The 19,665-nt window shown below is 33.8% G+C and carries 14 protein-coding genes; 12 read left to right on the top strand and 2 right to left on the bottom strand.

What is annotated here, in order from left to right; genetic code table 11:
* Positions 1-161: 161 nt before the first annotated feature.
* The 10 genes from ACKTSU_RS11025 to ACKTSU_RS10980 all read left to right on the top strand — a co-directional run bounded on the left by ACKTSU_RS11025 (position 162) and on the right by ACKTSU_RS10980 (position 12,874).
* Positions 162-1,505, top strand: a complete 1,344-nt coding sequence (locus tag ACKTSU_RS11025) for an anthranilate synthase component I family protein (RefSeq protein WP_408036916.1) — start codon at positions 162-164, stop codon at positions 1,503-1,505.
* Between the two features lie 83 nt (positions 1,506-1,588).
* Positions 1,589-2,167: an anthranilate synthase component II gene (locus ACKTSU_RS11020; protein ID WP_408036433.1), complete on the top strand. Its 579-nt coding sequence runs from the start codon at positions 1,589-1,591 to the stop codon at positions 2,165-2,167.
* A gap of 69 nt (positions 2,168-2,236) precedes the next feature.
* Positions 2,237-3,223 (top strand): anthranilate phosphoribosyltransferase, encoded by a 987-nt coding sequence (gene trpD, locus ACKTSU_RS11015; RefSeq protein WP_408036432.1) that lies wholly within the window; start codon positions 2,237-2,239, stop codon positions 3,221-3,223.
* Positions 3,224-3,300: 77 nt separating this feature from the next.
* Positions 3,301-4,089, top strand: a complete 789-nt coding sequence (trpC, locus tag ACKTSU_RS11010; protein ID WP_408036431.1) for an indole-3-glycerol phosphate synthase TrpC — start codon at positions 3,301-3,303, stop codon at positions 4,087-4,089.
* Position 4,090: 1 nt separating this feature from the next.
* Positions 4,091-4,732, top strand: a complete 642-nt coding sequence (locus tag ACKTSU_RS11005) for a phosphoribosylanthranilate isomerase (protein WP_456243494.1) — start codon at positions 4,091-4,093, stop codon at positions 4,730-4,732.
* A gap of 4 nt (positions 4,733-4,736) precedes the next feature.
* Positions 4,737-5,912, top strand: coding sequence for a tryptophan synthase subunit beta (trpB, locus tag ACKTSU_RS11000; RefSeq protein ID WP_408036429.1), 1,176 nt, complete (start codon positions 4,737-4,739; stop codon positions 5,910-5,912).
* Positions 5,913-5,975: 63 nt separating this feature from the next.
* The gene (gene trpA, locus ACKTSU_RS10995) at positions 5,976-6,746 is read left to right on the top strand and encodes a tryptophan synthase subunit alpha (RefSeq protein ID WP_408036428.1); all 771 of its coding nucleotides are present in this window, start codon (positions 5,976-5,978) and stop codon (positions 6,744-6,746) included.
* Between the two features lie 66 nt (positions 6,747-6,812).
* The gene (locus ACKTSU_RS10990; RefSeq protein ID WP_408036427.1) at positions 6,813-9,971 is read left to right on the top strand and encodes a S41 family peptidase; all 3,159 of its coding nucleotides are present in this window, start codon (positions 6,813-6,815) and stop codon (positions 9,969-9,971) included.
* 74 nt (positions 9,972-10,045) lie between these two features.
* Positions 10,046-12,151 carry a DNA helicase RecQ gene (recQ, locus tag ACKTSU_RS10985; protein ID WP_408036426.1) on the top strand — a complete coding sequence of 702 codons (2,106 nt, stop codon included), beginning with the start codon at positions 10,046-10,048 and terminating at the stop codon, positions 12,149-12,151.
* Between the two features lie 6 nt (positions 12,152-12,157).
* On the top strand, positions 12,158-12,874 hold the full coding sequence (locus ACKTSU_RS10980; RefSeq protein WP_408036425.1) for a hypothetical protein: 717 nt from the start codon (positions 12,158-12,160) through the stop codon (positions 12,872-12,874).
* A gap of 54 nt (positions 12,875-12,928) precedes the next feature.
* Here ACKTSU_RS10980 and ACKTSU_RS10975 read toward each other — a convergent pair whose 3' ends face one another.
* Positions 12,929-16,369 (bottom strand): methylmalonyl-CoA mutase family protein, encoded by a 3,441-nt coding sequence (locus ACKTSU_RS10975; protein WP_408036424.1) that lies wholly within the window; start codon positions 16,367-16,369, stop codon positions 12,929-12,931.
* A 70-nt stretch (positions 16,370-16,439) separates the two neighbouring features.
* Positions 16,440-16,763, bottom strand: coding sequence for a hypothetical protein (locus tag ACKTSU_RS10970; protein ID WP_408036423.1), 324 nt, complete (start codon positions 16,761-16,763; stop codon positions 16,440-16,442).
* A gap of 298 nt (positions 16,764-17,061) precedes the next feature.
* On the opposite strand from ACKTSU_RS10970, the gene ACKTSU_RS10965 reads away from it, so the two are divergent.
* Positions 17,062-19,056 (top strand): urocanate hydratase, encoded by a 1,995-nt coding sequence (locus tag ACKTSU_RS10965; RefSeq protein ID WP_408036422.1) that lies wholly within the window; start codon positions 17,062-17,064, stop codon positions 19,054-19,056.
* 11 nt (positions 19,057-19,067) lie between these two features.
* Positions 19,068-19,595, top strand: coding sequence for a DUF4136 domain-containing protein (locus ACKTSU_RS10960; RefSeq protein WP_408036421.1), 528 nt, complete (start codon positions 19,068-19,070; stop codon positions 19,593-19,595).
* Positions 19,596-19,665 lie beyond the last annotated feature (70 nt).

The raw sequence follows: 19,665 nt of genomic DNA, 5'->3' as shown, positions 1-19,665 counted from the left end.
TTTTTTAGCCCAACCCAACCTTCCCAAAGGGAAGGAGAAGTAAAAAAAAACAAACAATGAATAATCAAAAAGATAAAAATATAAACGAATCATTTTCCCCCTTAAGGGGAATAAAAAGGGGGCTTAAGTTTACAACAGTTTCTAAAAAACAATTGGCGGATATGGTTACGCCAGTAAGTTTGTACTTAAGAACAAGAGATAAGTATGCAAATAGTTTGCTGTTAGAAAGTTCTGATTATCACAGTAAAGAAAACAGTTATTCATTTTTATGTATAGAACCTTTGGTTACGATTAAGGCAGAAAATGACGAACTGTTATTGTTTTATAAAAAAGAAGAAAAGAAAAGAGAATCGATTCAAGGAGATTTTTATGAAAAGTTTGATGCTTACAGTAACTTGATTGAAGTAAATTGTTCAGATGAAATCAAATCATTCAATGGGTTGTATGGATATACCACATTTGATGCAGTTAAATATTTTGAAACCATAAAGTTTAACTCAAAAAAAGCACCTTCCAACATCCCATTATTACAATACAGTTTTTTCCGATTTATTGTGGCTATCAATCATTTTAAAAATGAAATGATTTTAATAGAGAATATTCCTGAAGGTGAAGAATCTAGATTGTCTGAAGTAGAAAATTTAGTGAATTCTCAATCGTTTGCTCAATATGATTTTACTTTTCAAGGAGAAGAAACTTCTAACATTACAGATGAAGAATTTAAGCAGAATGTATTAAAAGCAAAAGAACACTGCAAGAGAGGAGATGTTTTTCAATTGGTACTATCGCGTCAATTTCAACAACAGTTTAAAGGAGATGAATTTAATGTGTATAGAGCTTTGCGTTCCATCAATCCGTCACCTTATTTATTCTATTTTGATTATGGAAGTTTTAAATTAATGGGATCTTCACCAGAAGCACAAATTAAAATTGACGCAGGTCAAGCAGTAATCAATCCAATAGCAGGAACTTTTCGAAGAACAGGAGACGATGAGAAAGATAGAAAATTAGCTAAAGAATTAGCTAATGATCCGAAAGAGAATGCAGAACATGTAATGTTGGTTGATTTAGCAAGAAATGATTTAAGTAAACACGCTACTAACGTAACAGTTGAAACCTATAAAGAAGTGCAGTATTTTAGTCATGTAATTCACTTGGTATCAACAGTAACAGGTAAAATTACAGGAAACCCTATAGAAATTGTAGGAGATACCTTTCCTGCAGGAACATTAAGTGGAGCTCCAAAATACAAAGCTATGGAATTGATTGATACCTATGAAAATCAAACTCGAGGGTTTTATGGCGGATGTGTTGGTTTTATTGGTTTAAACGGAAATGTAAATCAAGCTATTGCGATTCGTTCTTTCGTGAGTAAAAACAATACCTTGTTTTATCAAGCAGGAGCAGGAATTGTAATTAATTCAAAAGAAGAAAACGAACTACAAGAAGTAAATAACAAATTAGCAGCATTAAAAAAAGCATTAGTGTTAGCAGAAGAAATATAAAATTAGAATTGAGATGTTAGTATTTAGATGTGGGATATACATGTTTTATCAATACTCAAACCTCAATACTCAATACTATAAATATGAAGATATTAATATTAGATAATTACGACTCATTTACCTACAATCTGGTACATTATGTAGAAGATATCACAGGAAAGTTACCTGATGTATATCGTAATGATGAAATTTCTGTAGAAGAAATTAAAAATTATGATGCTATTATTCTATCACCAGGACCAGGAATTCCTGATGAAGCAGGTATTTTAAAAGAAACCATTAAAACGTATGCAGGTAAAATTCCAATTTTTGGAGTGTGTTTGGGTTTGCAAGCAATTACTGAAGTTTTTGGAGGAGAGTTAGAAAATTTAAGTGAGGTTTTTCACGGAGTTGCTACAGAAATGAAAGTAACCAAGAGTGATACAGTTACCTTTAAAGATATTCCAGAAGCATTTGAAGCAGCTCGTTATCATTCTTGGATAGCTTCTCATATTAATTTTCCAGAGGAACTAGAAGTAACAGCAATTGATGAAGATGGAGGAATTATGGCATTACGTCATAAAGAGTTTGCCATTGAAGCGGTACAGTTTCATCCAGAAAGCATTCTAACACCAGATGGAAAAAAGATGCTTCAGAATTTTATAGAAAGTATAAATAATTAATGTCATTTCGAGCGAAGTGAGAAATCTGTTAAAGGAGAGTCAACTTATTCTGTAGAAAACATAAAAGAAATGAAAAAAATACTAAACACTCTATTTGAACAAAAACGATTGACCAAAGAGCAATCGAAAGAAGTATTGATAAACATCGCACAAGAAAAATACAATGCTTCACAAATAGCTGCATTTATTACCGTGTTTTTAATGCGACCAGTTTCAGTAGATGAATTGTCAGGGTTTAGAGAAGCTTTGTTGGAGTTAGCGATTAAAGTAGATTTATCTGATTTTAATACCATAGACTTGTGTGGAACAGGAGGTGATGGAAAAAACACCTTTAATATTTCAACGTTAACTTCATTTATTGTTGCGGGAACAGGTAATAAAGTAGCAAAACATGGGAATTATGGAGTTTCTTCTGCTTCAGGATCCTCTAATATGTTAGAGTTTTTAGGATATAATTTTACGAACGACGAAACTACATTGAAGAGACAGTTAGACGAAGCAAACATTTGTTTTTTACACGCTCCGTTATTTCACCCAGCGATGAAGGTAGTAGCTCCCATTCGTAGAGAATTAGGGGTAAAAACATTTTTTAATATGTTGGGGCCGCTGGTAAATCCTAGTCAACCACAAAATCAGTTGGTTGGGGTGTTTAATTTAGAGGTGGCTAGAGTGTACAATTATATGTTGCAACAATCTAACGTAAATTATGCTGTGGTACATGCATTAGATGGGTACGACGAAATATCGTTAACAGGAGATTTTAAGTTATTCACAAAAGAGGCAGAGCAACAAGTTTCTCCGTCAGATTTAGGACAAAAACAAATCGCTCCATCAGCTATTTTTGGAGGGAATACCGTTAAAGAAGCTGCGGACATATTTGTGAACATAATCAAAGGAAAAGGAACAGAAGCGCAAAATAATGTAGTATTAACCAACGCGGCATTTGCCCTAAAAACTTTCAATAAAAATAAGAGTTTTGAAACCGCTTTTGAAGAAGCGAAAGATTCGTTATTAGGATTAAAAGCAAAACAATCGTTAGAAAAATTAGTAAATTAAAATAAAAAACCGTCACTCCGAACGGACACTGAGCGTAGTTGAAGTGAAGGAACCTCTCAATAAAAGAAGAAAATAAAATGACAATACTAGATAAAATAATAGCCTTTAAAAAACAGGAAGTAGCAAAAATAAAAGCTGAAGTTGCTGTTAAAAAATTGGTTGAAAGTCCGAATTTTAAAAGACAACCAATTTCTTTGAAAAAATCATTGTTGGAGCCTTATTCAACAGGAATTATAGCAGAGTTCAAGCGCCAATCACCTTCTAAAGGAATTATCAATGACAAAGCAACGATTACTGAAGTAACTAATGGATATTTAGACGCCAATGTAGCAGCACAATCTGTTTTAACTGATACTTCTTTTTTTGGAGGTGCGATGGCAGATTTGATGGAAGCACGAGTAATTAATCAGCAAAAACCCATTTTAAGAAAAGATTTTATTATTGACGGATTTCAAATAGTAGAAGCAAAAGCAATTGGTGCAGACGTTGTATTGTTAATCGTTGCTTGCTTAACAACAGAGCAGTTAAAGAATTACGGTCAGCTAGCAACTGATTTAGGATTGGAGGTTTTGTATGAAATCCATACCCAAGAAGATTTAGATAAAATTGGAGATTTGGACAATAAAATTATAGGAATTAACAATAGAAACTTAAAAACGTTTGAAGTTGATTTAGAACACTCAATAAACTTGGCAAGTCAAATTCCAGATACGGTTGTAAAAGTTTCAGAAAGTGGAATTTCAGATCCAAGAATTATAACAGGGTTAAAAGAACATGGTTTTCATGGCTTTCTAATAGGTGAAAACTTTATGAAAACTGAAAACCCAGGACAAGCATGCCAAGAATTCATTGATCAAATTAGATAATATGAAACTAAAAGTTTGTGGAATGAAATTTATAGAAAATATTCAGCAAGTAGCTGAATTGAAACCCGATTATTTAGGGTTTATTTTCTATGATAAATCACCAAGAAATTTCGAGGGAATCATTCCGAAGCTGCCCAGAGGAATCAAAAAAGTAGGCGTTTTTGTAAATGAATATGTAGAAATAGTAGTTTCATTAGTTGAAGAATATCAGTTAGAAGCAGTTCAGTTACATGGAGATGAACCTGTAGCATATATTAAAGAGTTAAAACAACATCTACCAAAAGTAGAAATCATCAAAGTATTTGGAATTAAAGGAGAATTCAATTTTGAGCTTTTAAAGCCGTACGAAGAAGTAGTTGATTACTTTTTGTTTGATACCAAGGGGAAAGAGCGAGGAGGAAATGGGATAACATTTAATTGGCAAGTTTTAAAAGATTATAATTCAACAAAAGGGTACTTCTTAAGTGGAGGAATAGGCTTAGAAGAAGTCGGAGAATTACAATCTTTTCTTAAAAGAAAAGAATCACAATACTGCTATGCAATTGATGTGAATAGCAAGTTTGAAACCAAGCCAGGAGTAAAATCAGTAGAAAAAATAAAACAGTTTAAGGCTCATTGCCAAAAGCTAACAGCTAAAAGCTAATTATATGAAATTTCAACCAGACAATAATGGGTATTACGGACAATTTGGAGGAGCATTTATTCCTGAATTATTGTATCCTAATGTAAAAGAATTAGAAGATAATTATATAGAAATAATAGAATCCGAATCTTTTCAAAAGGAATACAAAGATTTGTTGAAGCATTATGTAGGGCGTCCAAGTCCATTGTATTTAGCAAAGAGATTGTCAGAGAAATACGGAGCTACTATTTATTTAAAGCGAGAGGATTTAAATCATACGGGAGCGCATAAGGTAAACAATACAATTGGTCAGATTTTGATAGCAAAACATTTAGGAAAAACCAAAATTATTGCTGAAACAGGTGCAGGACAGCATGGTGTGGCCACAGCAACGGTTTGTGCTTTAATGGATTTAGAGTGTGTTGTTTTTATGGGAGAAACCGATATTAAACGTCAAGCACCAAATGTAGCTCGTATGAAAATGTTAGGAGCAAAAGTAGTGCCTGCTACTAGTGGCAGTAAAACACTAAAGGATGCTACGAATGAAGCAATTCGTTATTGGATTCAGCATCCAGATACCTATTACTTAATTGGTTCTGTGGTAGGGCCACATCCATATCCAGATATGGTAGCACGTTTACAAGCGGTTATTTCAGAAGAAATGAAAGTGCAGTTGAAAGAACAAACAGGTAAAGAAAATCCTGATACCATTATAGCCTGTGTAGGAGGAGGAAGTAATGCGGCAGGTGCCTTTTATCATTATTTAGATGAAGAGGAGGTTGAATTGATTGCGGTTGAAGCAGCGGGATTAGGAGTTGATTCAGGTGAAAGCGCGGCAACTTCTCAATTAGGAGAAGTAGGGGTAATCCATGGAAGTAAAACAATATTAATGCAAGATGAATATGGGCAAATCGTAGAACCTTATTCAATTTCCGCAGGATTGGATTATCCAGGAGTGGGGCCTTTGCATGCCTATTTGCATGAAACGAAACGAGCAAAATTTATGAATGCTACTGATAAAGAAGCTTTAGAAGCAGCGTATGAATTGACAAAAATAGAAGGAATTATTCCTGCGTTAGAAAGTGCACATGCCTTGGCAGTATTACCAAAAATGAATTTACAAAAAGATCAAGTAGTTGTAGTGAATTTATCAGGTAGAGGAGATAAAGATTTAGAAACGTATATAAAATATTTAGACTAACCTGTCATTTCGAACGAAGTGAAAAACCTCACATAATTTTAGATTTAAACAACACAGAAAATAATGAATTCAATTCAACATATATTCAATCAAAAGGAAAATAATTTACTATCAATATTCTTTACAGCAGGTTTTCCAAAATTAGAAGATACTACAAAAATCATTGCCGAATTAAGTAATAATGGAGTAGATTTTATTGAAGTAGGTTTACCGTATTCTGATCCGCTAGCTGATGGACCAACCATTCAACATAGTAGTGATGTAGCACTGAGAAATGGTATGAATCTCGATGTGGTTTTTGAACAATTATCTTCTATAAAAAACACCAACAAAACTCCTTTGGTATTAATGGGATATGTAAATCAGATTATAAAATACGGAGAAGATAAGTTTTGCCAAAAAGTAAAAGATTGTGGAATTGATACAGTAATTATTCCAGATTTACCAATGGTGGAGTATGAAAATCATTACCAACAGTTATTTGATAACTATGGACTCACAAATGTGTTTCTAATTACACCACATACTTCTGAAGAACGTATTCGTAAAATTGATAACTTAACCAAAGCATTTATTTATGTAGTTGCTTCAGCTTCTATCACAGGTGCGAAAGGAGAAGTTTCCGAAGAACAAATAGCTTATTTTAAAAGAATTCAAGCAATGAATTTGCAGAGTAAATTGATTGTTGGTTTTGGTATTTCAGATAATAAAACTTTTACAACAGCTTGTAATTATATGAATGGAGCTATAATTGGATCCGCATTCATTAAAGAGTTAGATAGAAAAGGAATTAATGGAGTTGTAAATTTTATATCAACTATTAAAACTTGTTAAGAAATTGCTAATTTTTATGTAGTTATAGTCCTAAACAAGTAATTTGGTCTTTTTAAAACAAACAACATGACAAAAAAAGTATTTTTAGGACTTGCACTTTTAGCAAGTAATTTCTTGTCAGCTCAAACTACATTAATACGTAAGCCAGCGATTAGCCCAGATGCTTCTCAAATGGCGTTTAGTTATTATGGTGATATTTGGCTGTACAATTTTACTAACAAACAAACAAAGAGATTAACAATTCATAAGGGGTATGAAAGCGATCCTGTATGGAATGAAAAAGGAACCGAAATTGCGTTTTCTTCTAATAGAAAAGGAAATGATAATGTGTTTATAACTTCTGTAAATGGAGGCGTTCCAAAGCAATTAACATATTATCCAACAGCCAACACACCAACGGATTGGACAAAAGAAGGAGATGTTGTTTTTACTACAGGGCGTGTGTTAAGAGGTCCGGAGTGGGATAAACAAATGTATGTGGTAAATGAAAAAGGAGAAACGCCTCGTCGTTTGTTAACAGCCTATGGAGAAATGGCGACAGTATCTCCTAACGGGAAATTAATCGCTTTTACTAAAGGAGCATGTCGTATTTCTCGTGAAGATTATACAGGTTCAGCTCAACGTGATATTTGGATTTACAACACGGAGACAAACCAATACGATCAAATAACTACAAGTAATAAAAATGATCATTCACCTGCTTGGGATGCTGCTGGGAATCTATATTATATAGGAGCTGAGAGTGGGCGTTATAATATTTACAAACAAGCAATTTCTGCAAACGGAACAGCAAACGGAACAGCAACTCAATTAACAAAACAAACTAAAGACGGTGTTCGTACTTTCTCAGTAAGTAATAACGGAACTATTGTATACTTAAGTGGAGTTGATGCTTACAAATTAGAGAATGGAAAAGCTGAAAAAATTGATTTAAAAATTATTTCAGATAATCGTTTTGCTGAAGAAGAAACAAAAACAGTTTCTAATGAAATAAGTAATTATGCTATTTCTCCTGATGGGAAAAGTATCGCTTTAGAGATTAATGGAGAAATTTTCGTAAAAGAAAACAACAAAGAAAAAAAATACTCTAACAATGTAAGTAAGCATCCGTATAGAGATATCAATCCACAGTGGTTAAATAACAAAACAGTAGTATTTTCTTCGGATAGAGACGGACATTTTGAGTTGTTTAGCGCTGTATCAACAGATACTTTAGTCGGATTACACCGTAGTTTAAAAACTAAAGTAGCAAAACTAACGAACAGTAAAGAAGATGTTGAATATTCATTAGTTTCTCCTGATGGAAAGAAGATTGCTTACCAAGTAGGAAGGGGTGTTTTAATGATTGGAGATATTAAAAAAGGAAAAATTACGAATGCAAAAGAGTACTCTAATTCTTGGGCAGAAACTGAAGGAGTTTCGTGGAGTCCAGATAGTAAATACATAGCATATTCTCAAGAAGATTTGAATTTTGATAGTGAAATTTTTATTCAGTCAGTAGCAAATCCAGCAATAAAAATGAATGTATCAATGCATCCAAGAAGTGATCGTAATCCTATTTGGAGTGCAGATGGTAAAAAATTAGCGTTCTTATCAAACAGAAGCGGAATCAACTATGATGTATGGATGGTTTGGTTGGAAAAATCTGACTGGGAAAAAACAAAGTTAGATCGTGAAGAAGGAGCATATTATCCTGAGAAAAAAGAAGAAGAGTCAAAAGATAAAAAGGATAAAAAAGCCAAGAAAAAAGTAGAAGTAAAAATAGATGAAGATAAAATTTATGATCGTTTAGTTCAAGTTACTTCTTTACAAGATAATGAGTATAGCCCGGTGTTTAGTGCAGATAGTGAGTTTATTTATTTCTCAGCTACTGATCCTGCAACACAAAAGAGAAGCACATATAAGGTAAAATGGGATGGAAGCAAGCCTCAACTAGTAAAAGGAGTAGCTGATGCAGGTAATTTCTCAGATAATAAAGGGAAAGTTTACTTTACTTCAAGAGGAAAATTAGCTCAGTTAGATACTAAATCAGATAAAATCACCAATCTTCCTCATAGCGCAACTTATACAGTAGATATTGAAAAGTTAAATCAACAAGTTTTTGAAGAAGGAATACGTGCTTTAACAGCTGGTTTTTACGATCCTGAATTCCATGGATACAATTGGAATGCTTTAGTGAAAAAGTACAAGCCTTGGGTGTTATCAGCAACTACCCATGAAGATTATACCTATATGTTTAACTTACTTTTAGGGCAGTTAAACGCAAGTCACATGGGGTATAGAGGAAGTGCTCCAAGAAACGAAAGTGATAGAGTAGGAGTATTAGGACTAGAGGTAGAAAACACCCAAAAAGGAGTAAAAATTTTATACGTATTACCAAATTCAGTAGCTGATAAATCTAATAGTAAATTGAAAGTCGGTGATGTTATTACTGCTGTTAATGGTAAAGAGATTGAAAAGAATACTAATTTTTACAGCTTATTAAAAAACACGCAATCAAAAGAGATATTATTAAGTTTAGATGGAGGGAAAGAAGTTGTATTGCGTCCAGAAAGATCTCTTAGAAATTTACAATATGAAGAATGGGTAAATTCAAGAAAGAAGTTAGTAGATGAATACTCTAACGGTCAATTAGGATATATTCATATTCAAGGAATGAACATGCCAAGTTTTGAGCGTTTTGAACGTGAATTAAAAGCTAGTGGTTATGGTAAAAAAGGAATTGTAATCGATGTGCGTTACAATGGTGGTGGGTGGACTACTGATAGATTGATGGCGGTGTTAAATGTAGATCAGCATGCATATACAATTCCAAGAGGAGCGGTAAATAGCTTAAAGAATCATAAGAAATTTGCTGATCACTATCCGTTTAATGAACGTGCTATTTTATCGGTTAACACTAAGCCAGTGGTAGCATTATGTAACGAAAACAGTTATTCTAATGCTGAAATTTTCTCACATGCATTCAAAAGCTTAGGATTAGGAAAATTAGTTGGTCAGCCAACATTTGGCGCTGTTGTATCTACAGGAAGTAAGCGACTAGCTAACGGAATGGTTCGTATGCCTTTTAGAGCGTGGTTTGTAAAGAAAACAGGAGAGAATATGGAAAATGAAGCACCAGCAACTCCTGATTATTTAGTAAAAAATGCACCAGGATGGAAAGATAGAGGCGAAGATGCTCAATTAAAGAAAGCAGTTGAGGTATTATTACAGGATATTAAGTAAGGATACTAAAATATAAAAGTAATGAAGCGTAGAGTAAGAGAACTCTGCGCTTTTTTTATTCCTATTTTTGCAAAATGATGCAGATTACAGAACAAGAGTTGTTAGAGAAATTAAAAGTAAACTTTGGATATGATAGTTTCCGTCTAGAACAGAAAGCTATCATTGAAAATATAATAGCAAAAAAGGATACCTTGGTTATTATGCCAACAGGTGGAGGAAAATCTATTTGTTATCAATTACCAGCACTGTTTTTTGAAGGAATTACCTTAGTGATTTCTCCATTAATAGCCTTGATGAAAGATCAAGTGGATAGTTTGAAAGCTAACGGAATTCCAGCTACCTTTTATAATAGTAGTCAATCAACCGAAGAACAAGAAGCGGTTTTTGAGGCTGTCATCAATAAAAGAATCAAACTGTTGTATGTGGCTCCTGAGAGTTTGTCTTTGCTTCAAAATATATTGAATCAAACATATATTAGTTGTATTGCGATTGATGAAGCTCACTGTATTTCTGCGTGGGGTCACGATTTTCGTCCTTCTTATAAACAGTTAGCATTTTTAAAAAAATCATTACCTGAAGTTCCTATTGTTGCATTAACAGCTACAGCAGATAAAGCAACGCAACAAGATATTTTAGAGCAATTAGCGGTACCTAATGCGACGCAGTTTATTAGTTCTTTTAACAGAGAGAATATAGCGTTAGAAGTTCGTCCTGCAAATGATAGAGTACAACAAATCATTAAGTTTATTAATGAGAAACCTAATGAAGCAGGAATTATTTATTGTTTAAGTAGAAAAGCTACCGAGCAATTAGCTAATAAGTTACAGCAAAACAATATTGAAGCTCGAGCATATCATGCAGGGTTATCTTTTGAGGAAAGATCCAAAACACAAGAGGCTTTTATTAAAGATGATTGTGAAGTCATTTGTGCTACTATTGCTTTTGGAATGGGAATTGACAAGTCGAATGTTCGTTGGGTAATTCATTATAATATGCCTAAAAATATTGAAGGCTATTATCAAGAGATAGGACGTTCTGGTCGTGATGGATTACCTGCAAAAGCCTTACTGTTTCATAGTTATGCAGATGTTATTCAGTTGCGTCAGTTTATTGAAAATACAGGGAATAAGGAGGTGCAAGAGGCAAAACTAGAGCGTATGAAGCAATTTGCTGAAGCTACGGTTTGCCGAAGAAAAATATTATTGAGTTATTTTGGAGAATTAATTGAAGAAAACTGCGGAAATTGTGATGTGTGTAAGAATCCACCGCAATTTTTTGATGGAACTGTTATCGCGCAAAAAGGACTATCAGCTATTTACCGACTAGAAGGAAAAGAAGCAATGGGAACGGTGATTGATGTGTTGAGAGGAGCTAAAAATACAGCAGTCTTAGATAAAAATTATGATAAGCTGAAAACCTATGGGGTAGGTAATGACGTTTCTTGGAGAGATTGGCAACATTATTTAATTCAGTTAACGAATCAAGGGTATTGTCAAATAGCTTTTCATTTAAACAACAGTTTACAACTTACTGATTTTTCAACTAAAGTACTTTTTGATGGGGAAAAAGTACAGTTAACCACTCCTGTAGAGTTTCAAAAGGAGGTAAAAGAATCAGTAAAAGAGAAAAGAAAGAAAGCTATTAAAGATACCTTGTTTGAGCGTTTACGAAAACTTCGTTATCGAATTGCTCAAGAAGAAGATATAGCTGCCTATTTGGTGTTTAATGATGCTACACTTAAAGAAATAGAAAGAGAAAGGCCACAATCTGACGAAGAGTTTTTGGCAATAAGTGGAGTAGGACAACGAAAATTAGAGGTGTATGGAGCTGAGTTTATGGAAGAGATTAAAACTTTTTTAAACGAAAAAAAGAAAACTAAAAAGGATACTACTTTAGAAACCTTTAAGTTGTATAAAGAAGGATTAACCGTTGATGAAATCGCAGAAAGTCGCGGATTAAAACCTGCCACCATTTTTTCTCATTTATCCAAACTATATTTAGAGGGAAAAGATGTGAGTTTAGATGAATTCATTGAGGCTGATGTTTTAGCGCTAGTGGCTAATGCTAAAAAAGTACTAAAAAACGAAACGGCCTTAAAACCTTATTTTGAATTTTTAGGAGAAAAAGTTCCGTATGAAAAAATACGAGTAGGTTTAACTATTTTACAAAGGAAAAGATAGTGCATTATGAAAGAGAACCATTTTTCTATTGATGCTAATGCGGACGCTATTTCAAACTTACAAGAGAAGATTGAAGCGTTAAAAGTTAAGATTGAAGCAATTGAGACTAAGTTATTTCCTTTTGAGCAATCGTTACGAAGTGAAATTGCCGATTTGTTAATAGAAGAAAGAGAATTAACGGTTTTATATAAGGAGCAAAAGAAAGCTAAAAAAGAGAAAAGGTTAGCACAAAAGCGAAAAGGTAAAAATTACAAAGAACCTACAGGTATTGTACCCATTTCAAAAAAAGAAGTAGCAGAAAAAATAAATCAAAAAGAGAAGAAGAGATTATATAAAGAAGCAATGTTGTATGTGCATCCTGATAAATTTTCGATGCAAGAAAATGAGCAACAAAAAGCATTAGAAACAACAATAAAATTGATTGAAATATATCAAAACGGAAGCTTGGAAGAGTTAGAGGCTTTTCATGCACATATCTTTGGAGGTAATACCACAATGAATTTTAACAAAGACATTTCATTAGTTAAGAAAACAACGAGTAATGCTACATATTTAAAAAATGAGATTGAGCGTTTAGAACAACAACTAATAGATTTGTTAGACAGTTATACCTACAAAGTTTTAACAACCTATAAAAGCCCGATGTCGTTTGTTGATGAATTGAAAGCCTATTATGATGATCGGATTTTTAAACTCCGAAAACGAACTAGAACAAAGAAATAAACCTCTTAGAAATTTCTAAGAGGTTTATTATACTTATCTGCAAACATTGTTTGCTTACATGTTTCGTCTGTATTGACCACCAACTTCAAACAATGAAGCAGTAATTTGACCCAACGAACAAACTTTGGTAGCGTCCATTAACTTTTCAAAAAGATTTTGATTGTTAATGGCAGCCGATTGCATTTCAGATAAAAGTTGCTCTATTTTATCTTCATGAGCTTTATTTAAGTTCTCTTTCGTTTTTATTTGGAACTGTTTTTCTTCCTCAGTAGCTCGAATCACTTCTTGCGGAGTAACTGTTGGAGAACCTTTAGAACTTAAGAAGGTGTTTACGCCAATAATTGGGAATTCACCTGTGTGTTTTAAGGTTTCATAGTATAAACTCTCTTCTTGAATTTTAGAACGTTGATACATGGTTTCCATCGCTCCTAAAACACCACCACGTTCTGTAATTCTATCGAACTCAGTTAATACAGCTTCCTCTACTAAATCGGTCAATTCTTCGATGATAAAAGAACCTTGAATTGGATTTTCGTTTTTAGCTAATCCTAATTCTTTATTGATGATTAACTGAATTGCCATCGCACGACGTACAGATTCTTCCGTAGGTGTAGTAATTGCTTCATCATAGGCATTCGTATGTAACGAGTTACAGTTGTCATAAATAGCATATAACGCCTGCAGCGTTGTACGAATATCATTAAAGTCAATTTCTTGTGCGTGTAATGAACGTCCAGAAGTTTGAATATGATATTTTAACATTTGAGCTCTTGGATTCGCTCCGTACTTATATTTTAAAGCTTTTGCCCAAATTTTACGAGCTACACGACCAATCACGGCATATTCAGGGTCAATACCATTTGAGAAGAAGAACGATAAGTTTGGTCCAAACTTATTGATATCCATTCCTCTTGATAAATAGTATTCTACGTAGGTAAATCCATTTGCTAAGGTTAAGGCTAACTGTGTAATAGGGTTTGCGCCAGCTTCTGCAATATGATATCCAGAAATAGATACCGAATAGAAATTACGAACATTTTTCTCAATAAAATATTCTTGAACATCTCCCATTAAACGCAAAGCAAATTCCGTAGAGAAAATACAAGTGTTCTGTGCTTGATCCTCTTTTAATATATCTGCTTGAACTGTACCACGTACTTGAGCTAAGGTATTTGCTTTAATTTCAGCGTATACATCTGCAGGTAAGATTTGATCACCTGTAACACCTAATAATAACAAACCTAATCCGTCATTACCTTCAGGTAAATCTCCATTGTATTTTGGTCTGTCGATTCCTTTATCGTCGTATAACTCTTTAAGTTTTGCTTCAACCTTTTTTTCTAACTTGTGTTCTTTGATGTACTTTTCACAATTTTGATCAATTGCAGCATTCATAAAGAATCCTAATAACATCGGAGCAGGACCGTTGATGGTCATAGAAACCGATGTCATTGCATGACTTAAGTCGAAACCGGAATATAATTTTTTAGCATCGTCTAAACAACAAATAGATACTCCTGCGTTACCAATTTTACCGTAAATATCAGGTCTGTGTCCTGGATCATTACCATATAAAGTAACCGAGTCAAATGCAGTAGATAAACGCTTTGCAGGCATACCTAAACTTACATAGTGGAAACGACGGTTGGTACGTTCAGGCCCACCTTCACCAGCAAACATACGTGTTGGATCTTCTCCCGTACGTTTAAAAGGATATAATCCTGAAGCATATGGAAATTCTCCTGGAACATTCTCTTGTAAATTCCAACGTAATAAATCACCCCAAGCTTGGTATTTTGGTAAGGCTACTTTCGGAATTTGTGTATGCGAAAGCGACTCTGTATGAGTTTCTATTTTAATTTCCTTATCACGTACTTTGAACGAGTATATAGGATCTTTGTATTTTTTTACTTTCTCTTGCCAGTTTAAAATAACTTCCCAGTTATAAGGGTCAAGATTAAGTTTGATTTTATCAAATTGAGCAAATAATAATTTTACGAAAGGTTGTTCGTCTTTTTGAACTTGTTTCAGGATTTCATCTTGATCAATCCCACTTTTTGTAAGGAAAGATTCCGTTACTTCGTTTGGAATGACAGATAAGATTGTTTGATAGATTCCGTAAAGTTTCTGAGCTACTTTTTCTTGCTCATCAACTTTTTTGTCGTAAGCGCGGTTGTTTTCTGAAATTTCAGATAAATAACGTGTTCTACTAGGTGGAATTACAAATATCTTTTCAGACATCTCTTTTGTAATTTCAAAAGTAGATTGTAAATCAGCTCCAGTTTTTTCAACCAACTTATCCATAATCGCTTTGTACAACGAATTCATTCCTGGATCGTTGAATTGAGATGCAATCGTTCCAAAAACAGGCATGTCATCCATGTGAACATCCCATAAGTTGTTGTTACGCATGTATTGCTTTTTTACATCGCGTAAGGCATCTAAAGCTCCTCTTTTATCAAATTTGTTGATGGCTACTAAATCAGCAAAATCAAGCATGTCGATTTTTTCTAACTGAGTAGCTGCACCAAATTCAGGAGTCATTACATACAACGAAGTATCAGAATGTTCAATAATCTCCGTATCTGATTGCCCGATTCCCGAAGTTTCTAAAATAATTAGGTCAAACTCCGCTGCTTTTAAAACTTCTACCGCTTCATTTACATACTTAGATAAAGCTAAGTTTGACTGACGTGTAGCTAATGAACGCATATACACACGTTCGTTATTGATAGCATTCATACGAATACGGTCACCTAATAAGGCTCCACCCGTTTTTCTTTTTGATGGATCCACAGAAATTAATCCGATAGTTTTCCCAGGAAAATCAATTAAGAAGCGACGAACTAATTCGTCCACTAAACTCGATTTACCAGCACCACCCGTACCAGTGATTCCTAAAACTGGGGTTTTAGAATTTTTATTTTTTTTGTGAATGGTCTCTAAAGCTTCTTTAGCAACTTCTGGAAAGTTCTCAGCAGAAGAAATTACGCGAGCAATACTTCCTATTTCTTTTTCTGCTAACTTATCTACTTCACCGTTTAATTTGTCTCCTATGGCAAAGTCTGATTGTTGAACTAAATCGTTAATCATTCCTTGTAATCCCAATTCACGACCATCATCAGGAGAGTAAATACGAGTAATTCCATAGTCCATCAATTCTTTGATTTCCTCAGGTAGAATTACTCCACCACCACCACCAAATATTTTAATATGTCCAGCTCCTTTTTCTTGCAATAAATCGTACATGTACTTAAAGTACTCGTTATGTCCACCTTGGTACGAAGTCATAGCAATTGCATTTGCGTCTTCTTGAATAGCACAGTTTACTACTTCTTCAACGCTTCTATCATGTCCTAAGTGAATTACTTCAACCCCAGTAGATTGAATAATTCGGCGCATAATATTAATGGCAGCGTCGTGTCCATCAAATAAAGAAGCCGCAGTTACAATTCGTACTTTGTGTTTAGGTTTATAGGGAGTTATTTGTTCCATTCGTAAATTGTCTTAATTTTCGGGTACGCAATTTACGGAAATCTTAAAAAATAGACGGATGTTTTAACAATTATAAATAAGAAAGGAAAGCCCACTTTTTTCGAGTAGAGATATAATCTAAATTATCTTCATTTTGATAGGCTTCTCGTTCAAAACTTAAATTGCTGTATGCTTTTGAAGTATTACGATAAATTAGCAGTTTGATAAACCATTCTAGAAAATAAAATAGGTAGAAGAAAACAATTAATAATTCTAACTGTTGCTTTAAATGAATTTTTTCATGGTTTATTAAAACAGGATTTCCTTTTAAATCTTCTCTTTTTAAAAAGATAAAAGGGTATAATGTCATTCCAGCAAAACCTTTTGGAATTATATGTTTTGAAATAAATATCATAAACCTGTTTATGCAATAAACTTACCAAAGGTACAATTTATTGTTAGGAATGTAAGAAGAAATAAAATAAGGATAAAATTTATACTTTTTAAAAGTACGGTTTTTAACAGTATAGACTTATATTTGTGCAAACTTCAAAGAAGATGGATTTTTTAACTTTAAAATATAAAAAGAGGATTGAAGCTCAGTACCACAGAGCAGATATCCGTTATCCATAGTTTTTTCATTTTTTACGCTTATCAACAACTTATAATTAACAAGTTTTCAGTTTTTTATTGAAAACTAAAAAACGTATAAAATGACTTTTAAAGAACAAATAAAACAAGGGATTCCAACAACATTACCTCCAAAGCAAGAGTATGATACTACCATAAATCACGCGCCAAAACGTAAAGAAATTTTAACTGACGAAGAGAAGAAATTGGCTTTACGTAATGCATTGCGTTATTTCGATAAAGAACATCACTCAGCATTATTACCTGAGTTTGCTGAGGAATTAGAAAAGTACGGACGAATTTATATGTATCGTTTCCGTCCTGATTATAAAATGTACGCTCGTCCTATTGATGAATATCCAGGGAAATCTGAGCAGGCAAAAGCTATTATGGTAATGATTCAAAATAATTTGGATTATGCAGTAGCGCAACACCCACATGAATTAATTACCTACGGAGGTAACGGTGCGGTGTTTTCTAATTGGGCACAATACTTATTAACGATGAAGTACTTATCAGAAATGACGGATAAACAAACCTTGGTTATGTATTCAGGACACCCAATGGGATTATTTCCATCACATAAAGATGCACCAAGAGTTGTGGTAACTAATGGTATGATGATTCCGAATTATTCAAAACCGGATGATTGGGAAAAATTCAATGCCTTAGGAGTTACTCAATATGGTCAAATGACAGCGGGAAGTTATATGTACATCGGTCCACAAGGAATTGTACATGGAACAACGATTACTGTGTTAAACGGGTTTAGAAAGATAGGGAAATCACCAAAAGGAAACTTATTTGTTACTGCTGGTTTAGGAGGGATGAGTGGAGCACAACCAAAGGCAGGTAACATTGCAGGCTGTATTACAGTTTGTGCTGAGGTGAACCCAAAAATTACGCAGGTTCGTTTAGATCAAGGTTGGATTGATGAAAAAATCACTGATTTAGATGAATTAGTAGCACGTGTTCGTAAAGCAAAAGAAAACGAAGAAGTAGTTTCTTTAGCATATTTAGGAAATGTAGTTGATGTTTGGGAGAAGTTTGCTGAAGAAGATGTGTATATTGACTTAGGTTCTGATCAAACATCATTACATAATCCATGGGCAGGAGGATATTATCCAGTAGATATGTCGTTTGAAGAATCAAATGAAATGATGGCTAATAATCCGGAGTTGTTTAAAGAAAAGGTGCAAGAAACGTTGCGTCGTCACGCAAAAGCGATTAATAAGCATACAGAAAAAGGAACTTATTTCTTCGATTATGGAAATGCCTTTTTGTTAGAAGCGAGTAGAGCAGGTGCGGATGTAATGAATCCAAATCCAACTTTAGGAAGAGAGTTTAAGTATCCTAGTTATGTACAGGATATTATGGGGCCTATGTGTTTTGATTATGGTTTTGGTCCTTTCCGTTGGGTATGTACTTCAGGAAATCCAGAAGATTTAGCTAAAACGGATGCGGTTGCTTGTAAGGTGTTGGAGAAAATCATGAAAAAATCTCCTGAAGAAATCCAACAGCAAATGGCCGATAATATTCAGTGGATTAAAGGAGCACAAGAAAATAAGTTAGTTGTAGGTTCACAAGCACGTATTTTATATGCGGATGCTGAAGGACGTATGAAAATAGCTGAAGCGTTTAATAAGGCAATTAAGAAAGGAAAGATAGGTCCAGTAGTCTTAGGTCGTGATCACCACGATGTTTCTGGAACTGATTCACCTTACCGTGAAACTTCTAATATTTATGATGGTTCGCGCTTTACCGCAGATATGGCAATTCATAATGTAATTGGAGATAGTTTTAGAGGAGCTACTTGGGTTTCTATCCACAATGGAGGTGGAGTAGGCTGGGGAGAAGTAATCAATGGTGGATTTGGCATGCTTCTTGATGGTTCTAAAGATGCATCAAGACGCTTAAAATCAATGCTTTTCTGGGATGTAAATAACGGAATTGCAAGACGTAGTTGGGCAAGAAATGAAGAAGCTGTTTTTGCTATTAAACGAGCAATGGAGGTTGAAAAGAAACTAAAAGTTACGCTTCCTAACATAGTGGATGATGCATTGTTAGAGAATATGTAAATCCGAAGAAAATGAAAAAAATAAAATTACTAGTATTACCAATTATCGCATTATTGGTAACTTCATGTAGCTCAGTAAGAGTAACAACTGATTATGATACACAAACTGATTTTAATCAGTACAAAACATTTGCGTTTTATAAAACAGGAATAGACAAAGCTCCAATTTCTGATTTAGATAAAAAACGTATTATGCGTTCTATTGAAGCAGAGTTGATGGCAAAAGGAATGACCAAATCTGCGTCACCTGATGTATTGGTAAGTTTATTTACAAAATCTCGTGAGCGTATCAATGTAAACGATAATTATTATGGAGGATTTTACTATCCTTGGTATTATGGACCAAGTCCTGTAACTGTTTCTCAATACACAGAAGGAACGTTGTTTATTGATTTGTTAGATGCTGATAAAAAAGAGTTAGTATGGCAAGGAATAGGAACGGGAGCTTTAAGTACAAGTAGTGTTGAACGCAAGGAAGCTCGTATTAAAGAGTTTGTAGCAGAGATAATGGCGGAATATCCTCCAAATGCTAAGAAGTAAAATTTTATTTTAGGGTATATATAAATACGTTAAGCAGGAATATAAAACCTGTTTAACGTATTTTTTTATG

It is taken from the genome of Tenacibaculum aestuarii (genome assembly GCF_964510395.1).
GTDB classification, from domain to species: Bacteria; Bacteroidota; Bacteroidia; order Flavobacteriales; family Flavobacteriaceae; genus Polaribacter; species Polaribacter aestuarii.
This window is presented reverse-complemented; position numbering and strand designations above follow the sequence as displayed.

Excerpts from the sequence above, each read along its gene's own strand:
- ACKTSU_RS11025 (WP_408036916.1), top strand. The coding sequence starts at position 162 with ATGGTTACGCCAGTAAGTTTGTACTTAAGAACAAGAGATAAGTATGCA.
- ACKTSU_RS11020 (WP_408036433.1), top strand. The coding sequence starts at position 1,589 with ATGAAGATATTAATATTAGATAATTACGACTCATTTACCTACAATCTG.
- trpD (WP_408036432.1), top strand. The coding sequence starts at position 2,237 with ATGAAAAAAATACTAAACACTCTATTTGAACAAAAACGATTGACCAAA.
- trpC (WP_408036431.1), top strand. The coding sequence starts at position 3,301 with ATGACAATACTAGATAAAATAATAGCCTTTAAAAAACAGGAAGTAGCA.
- ACKTSU_RS11005 (WP_456243494.1), top strand. The coding sequence starts at position 4,091 with ATGAAACTAAAAGTTTGTGGAATGAAATTTATAGAAAATATTCAGCAA.
- trpB (WP_408036429.1), top strand. The coding sequence starts at position 4,737 with ATGAAATTTCAACCAGACAATAATGGGTATTACGGACAATTTGGAGGA.
- trpA (WP_408036428.1), top strand. The coding sequence starts at position 5,976 with ATGAATTCAATTCAACATATATTCAATCAAAAGGAAAATAATTTACTA.
- ACKTSU_RS10990 (WP_408036427.1), top strand. The coding sequence starts at position 6,813 with ATGACAAAAAAAGTATTTTTAGGACTTGCACTTTTAGCAAGTAATTTC.
- recQ (WP_408036426.1), top strand. The coding sequence starts at position 10,046 with ATGATGCAGATTACAGAACAAGAGTTGTTAGAGAAATTAAAAGTAAAC.
- ACKTSU_RS10980 (WP_408036425.1), top strand. The coding sequence starts at position 12,158 with ATGAAAGAGAACCATTTTTCTATTGATGCTAATGCGGACGCTATTTCA.
- ACKTSU_RS10975 (WP_408036424.1), bottom strand. The coding sequence starts at position 16,369 with ATGGAACAAATAACTCCCTATAAACCTAAACACAAAGTACGAATTGTA.
- ACKTSU_RS10970 (WP_408036423.1), bottom strand. The coding sequence starts at position 16,763 with ATGATATTTATTTCAAAACATATAATTCCAAAAGGTTTTGCTGGAATG.
- ACKTSU_RS10965 (WP_408036422.1), top strand. The coding sequence starts at position 17,062 with ATGACTTTTAAAGAACAAATAAAACAAGGGATTCCAACAACATTACCT.
- ACKTSU_RS10960 (WP_408036421.1), top strand. The coding sequence starts at position 19,068 with ATGAAAAAAATAAAATTACTAGTATTACCAATTATCGCATTATTGGTA.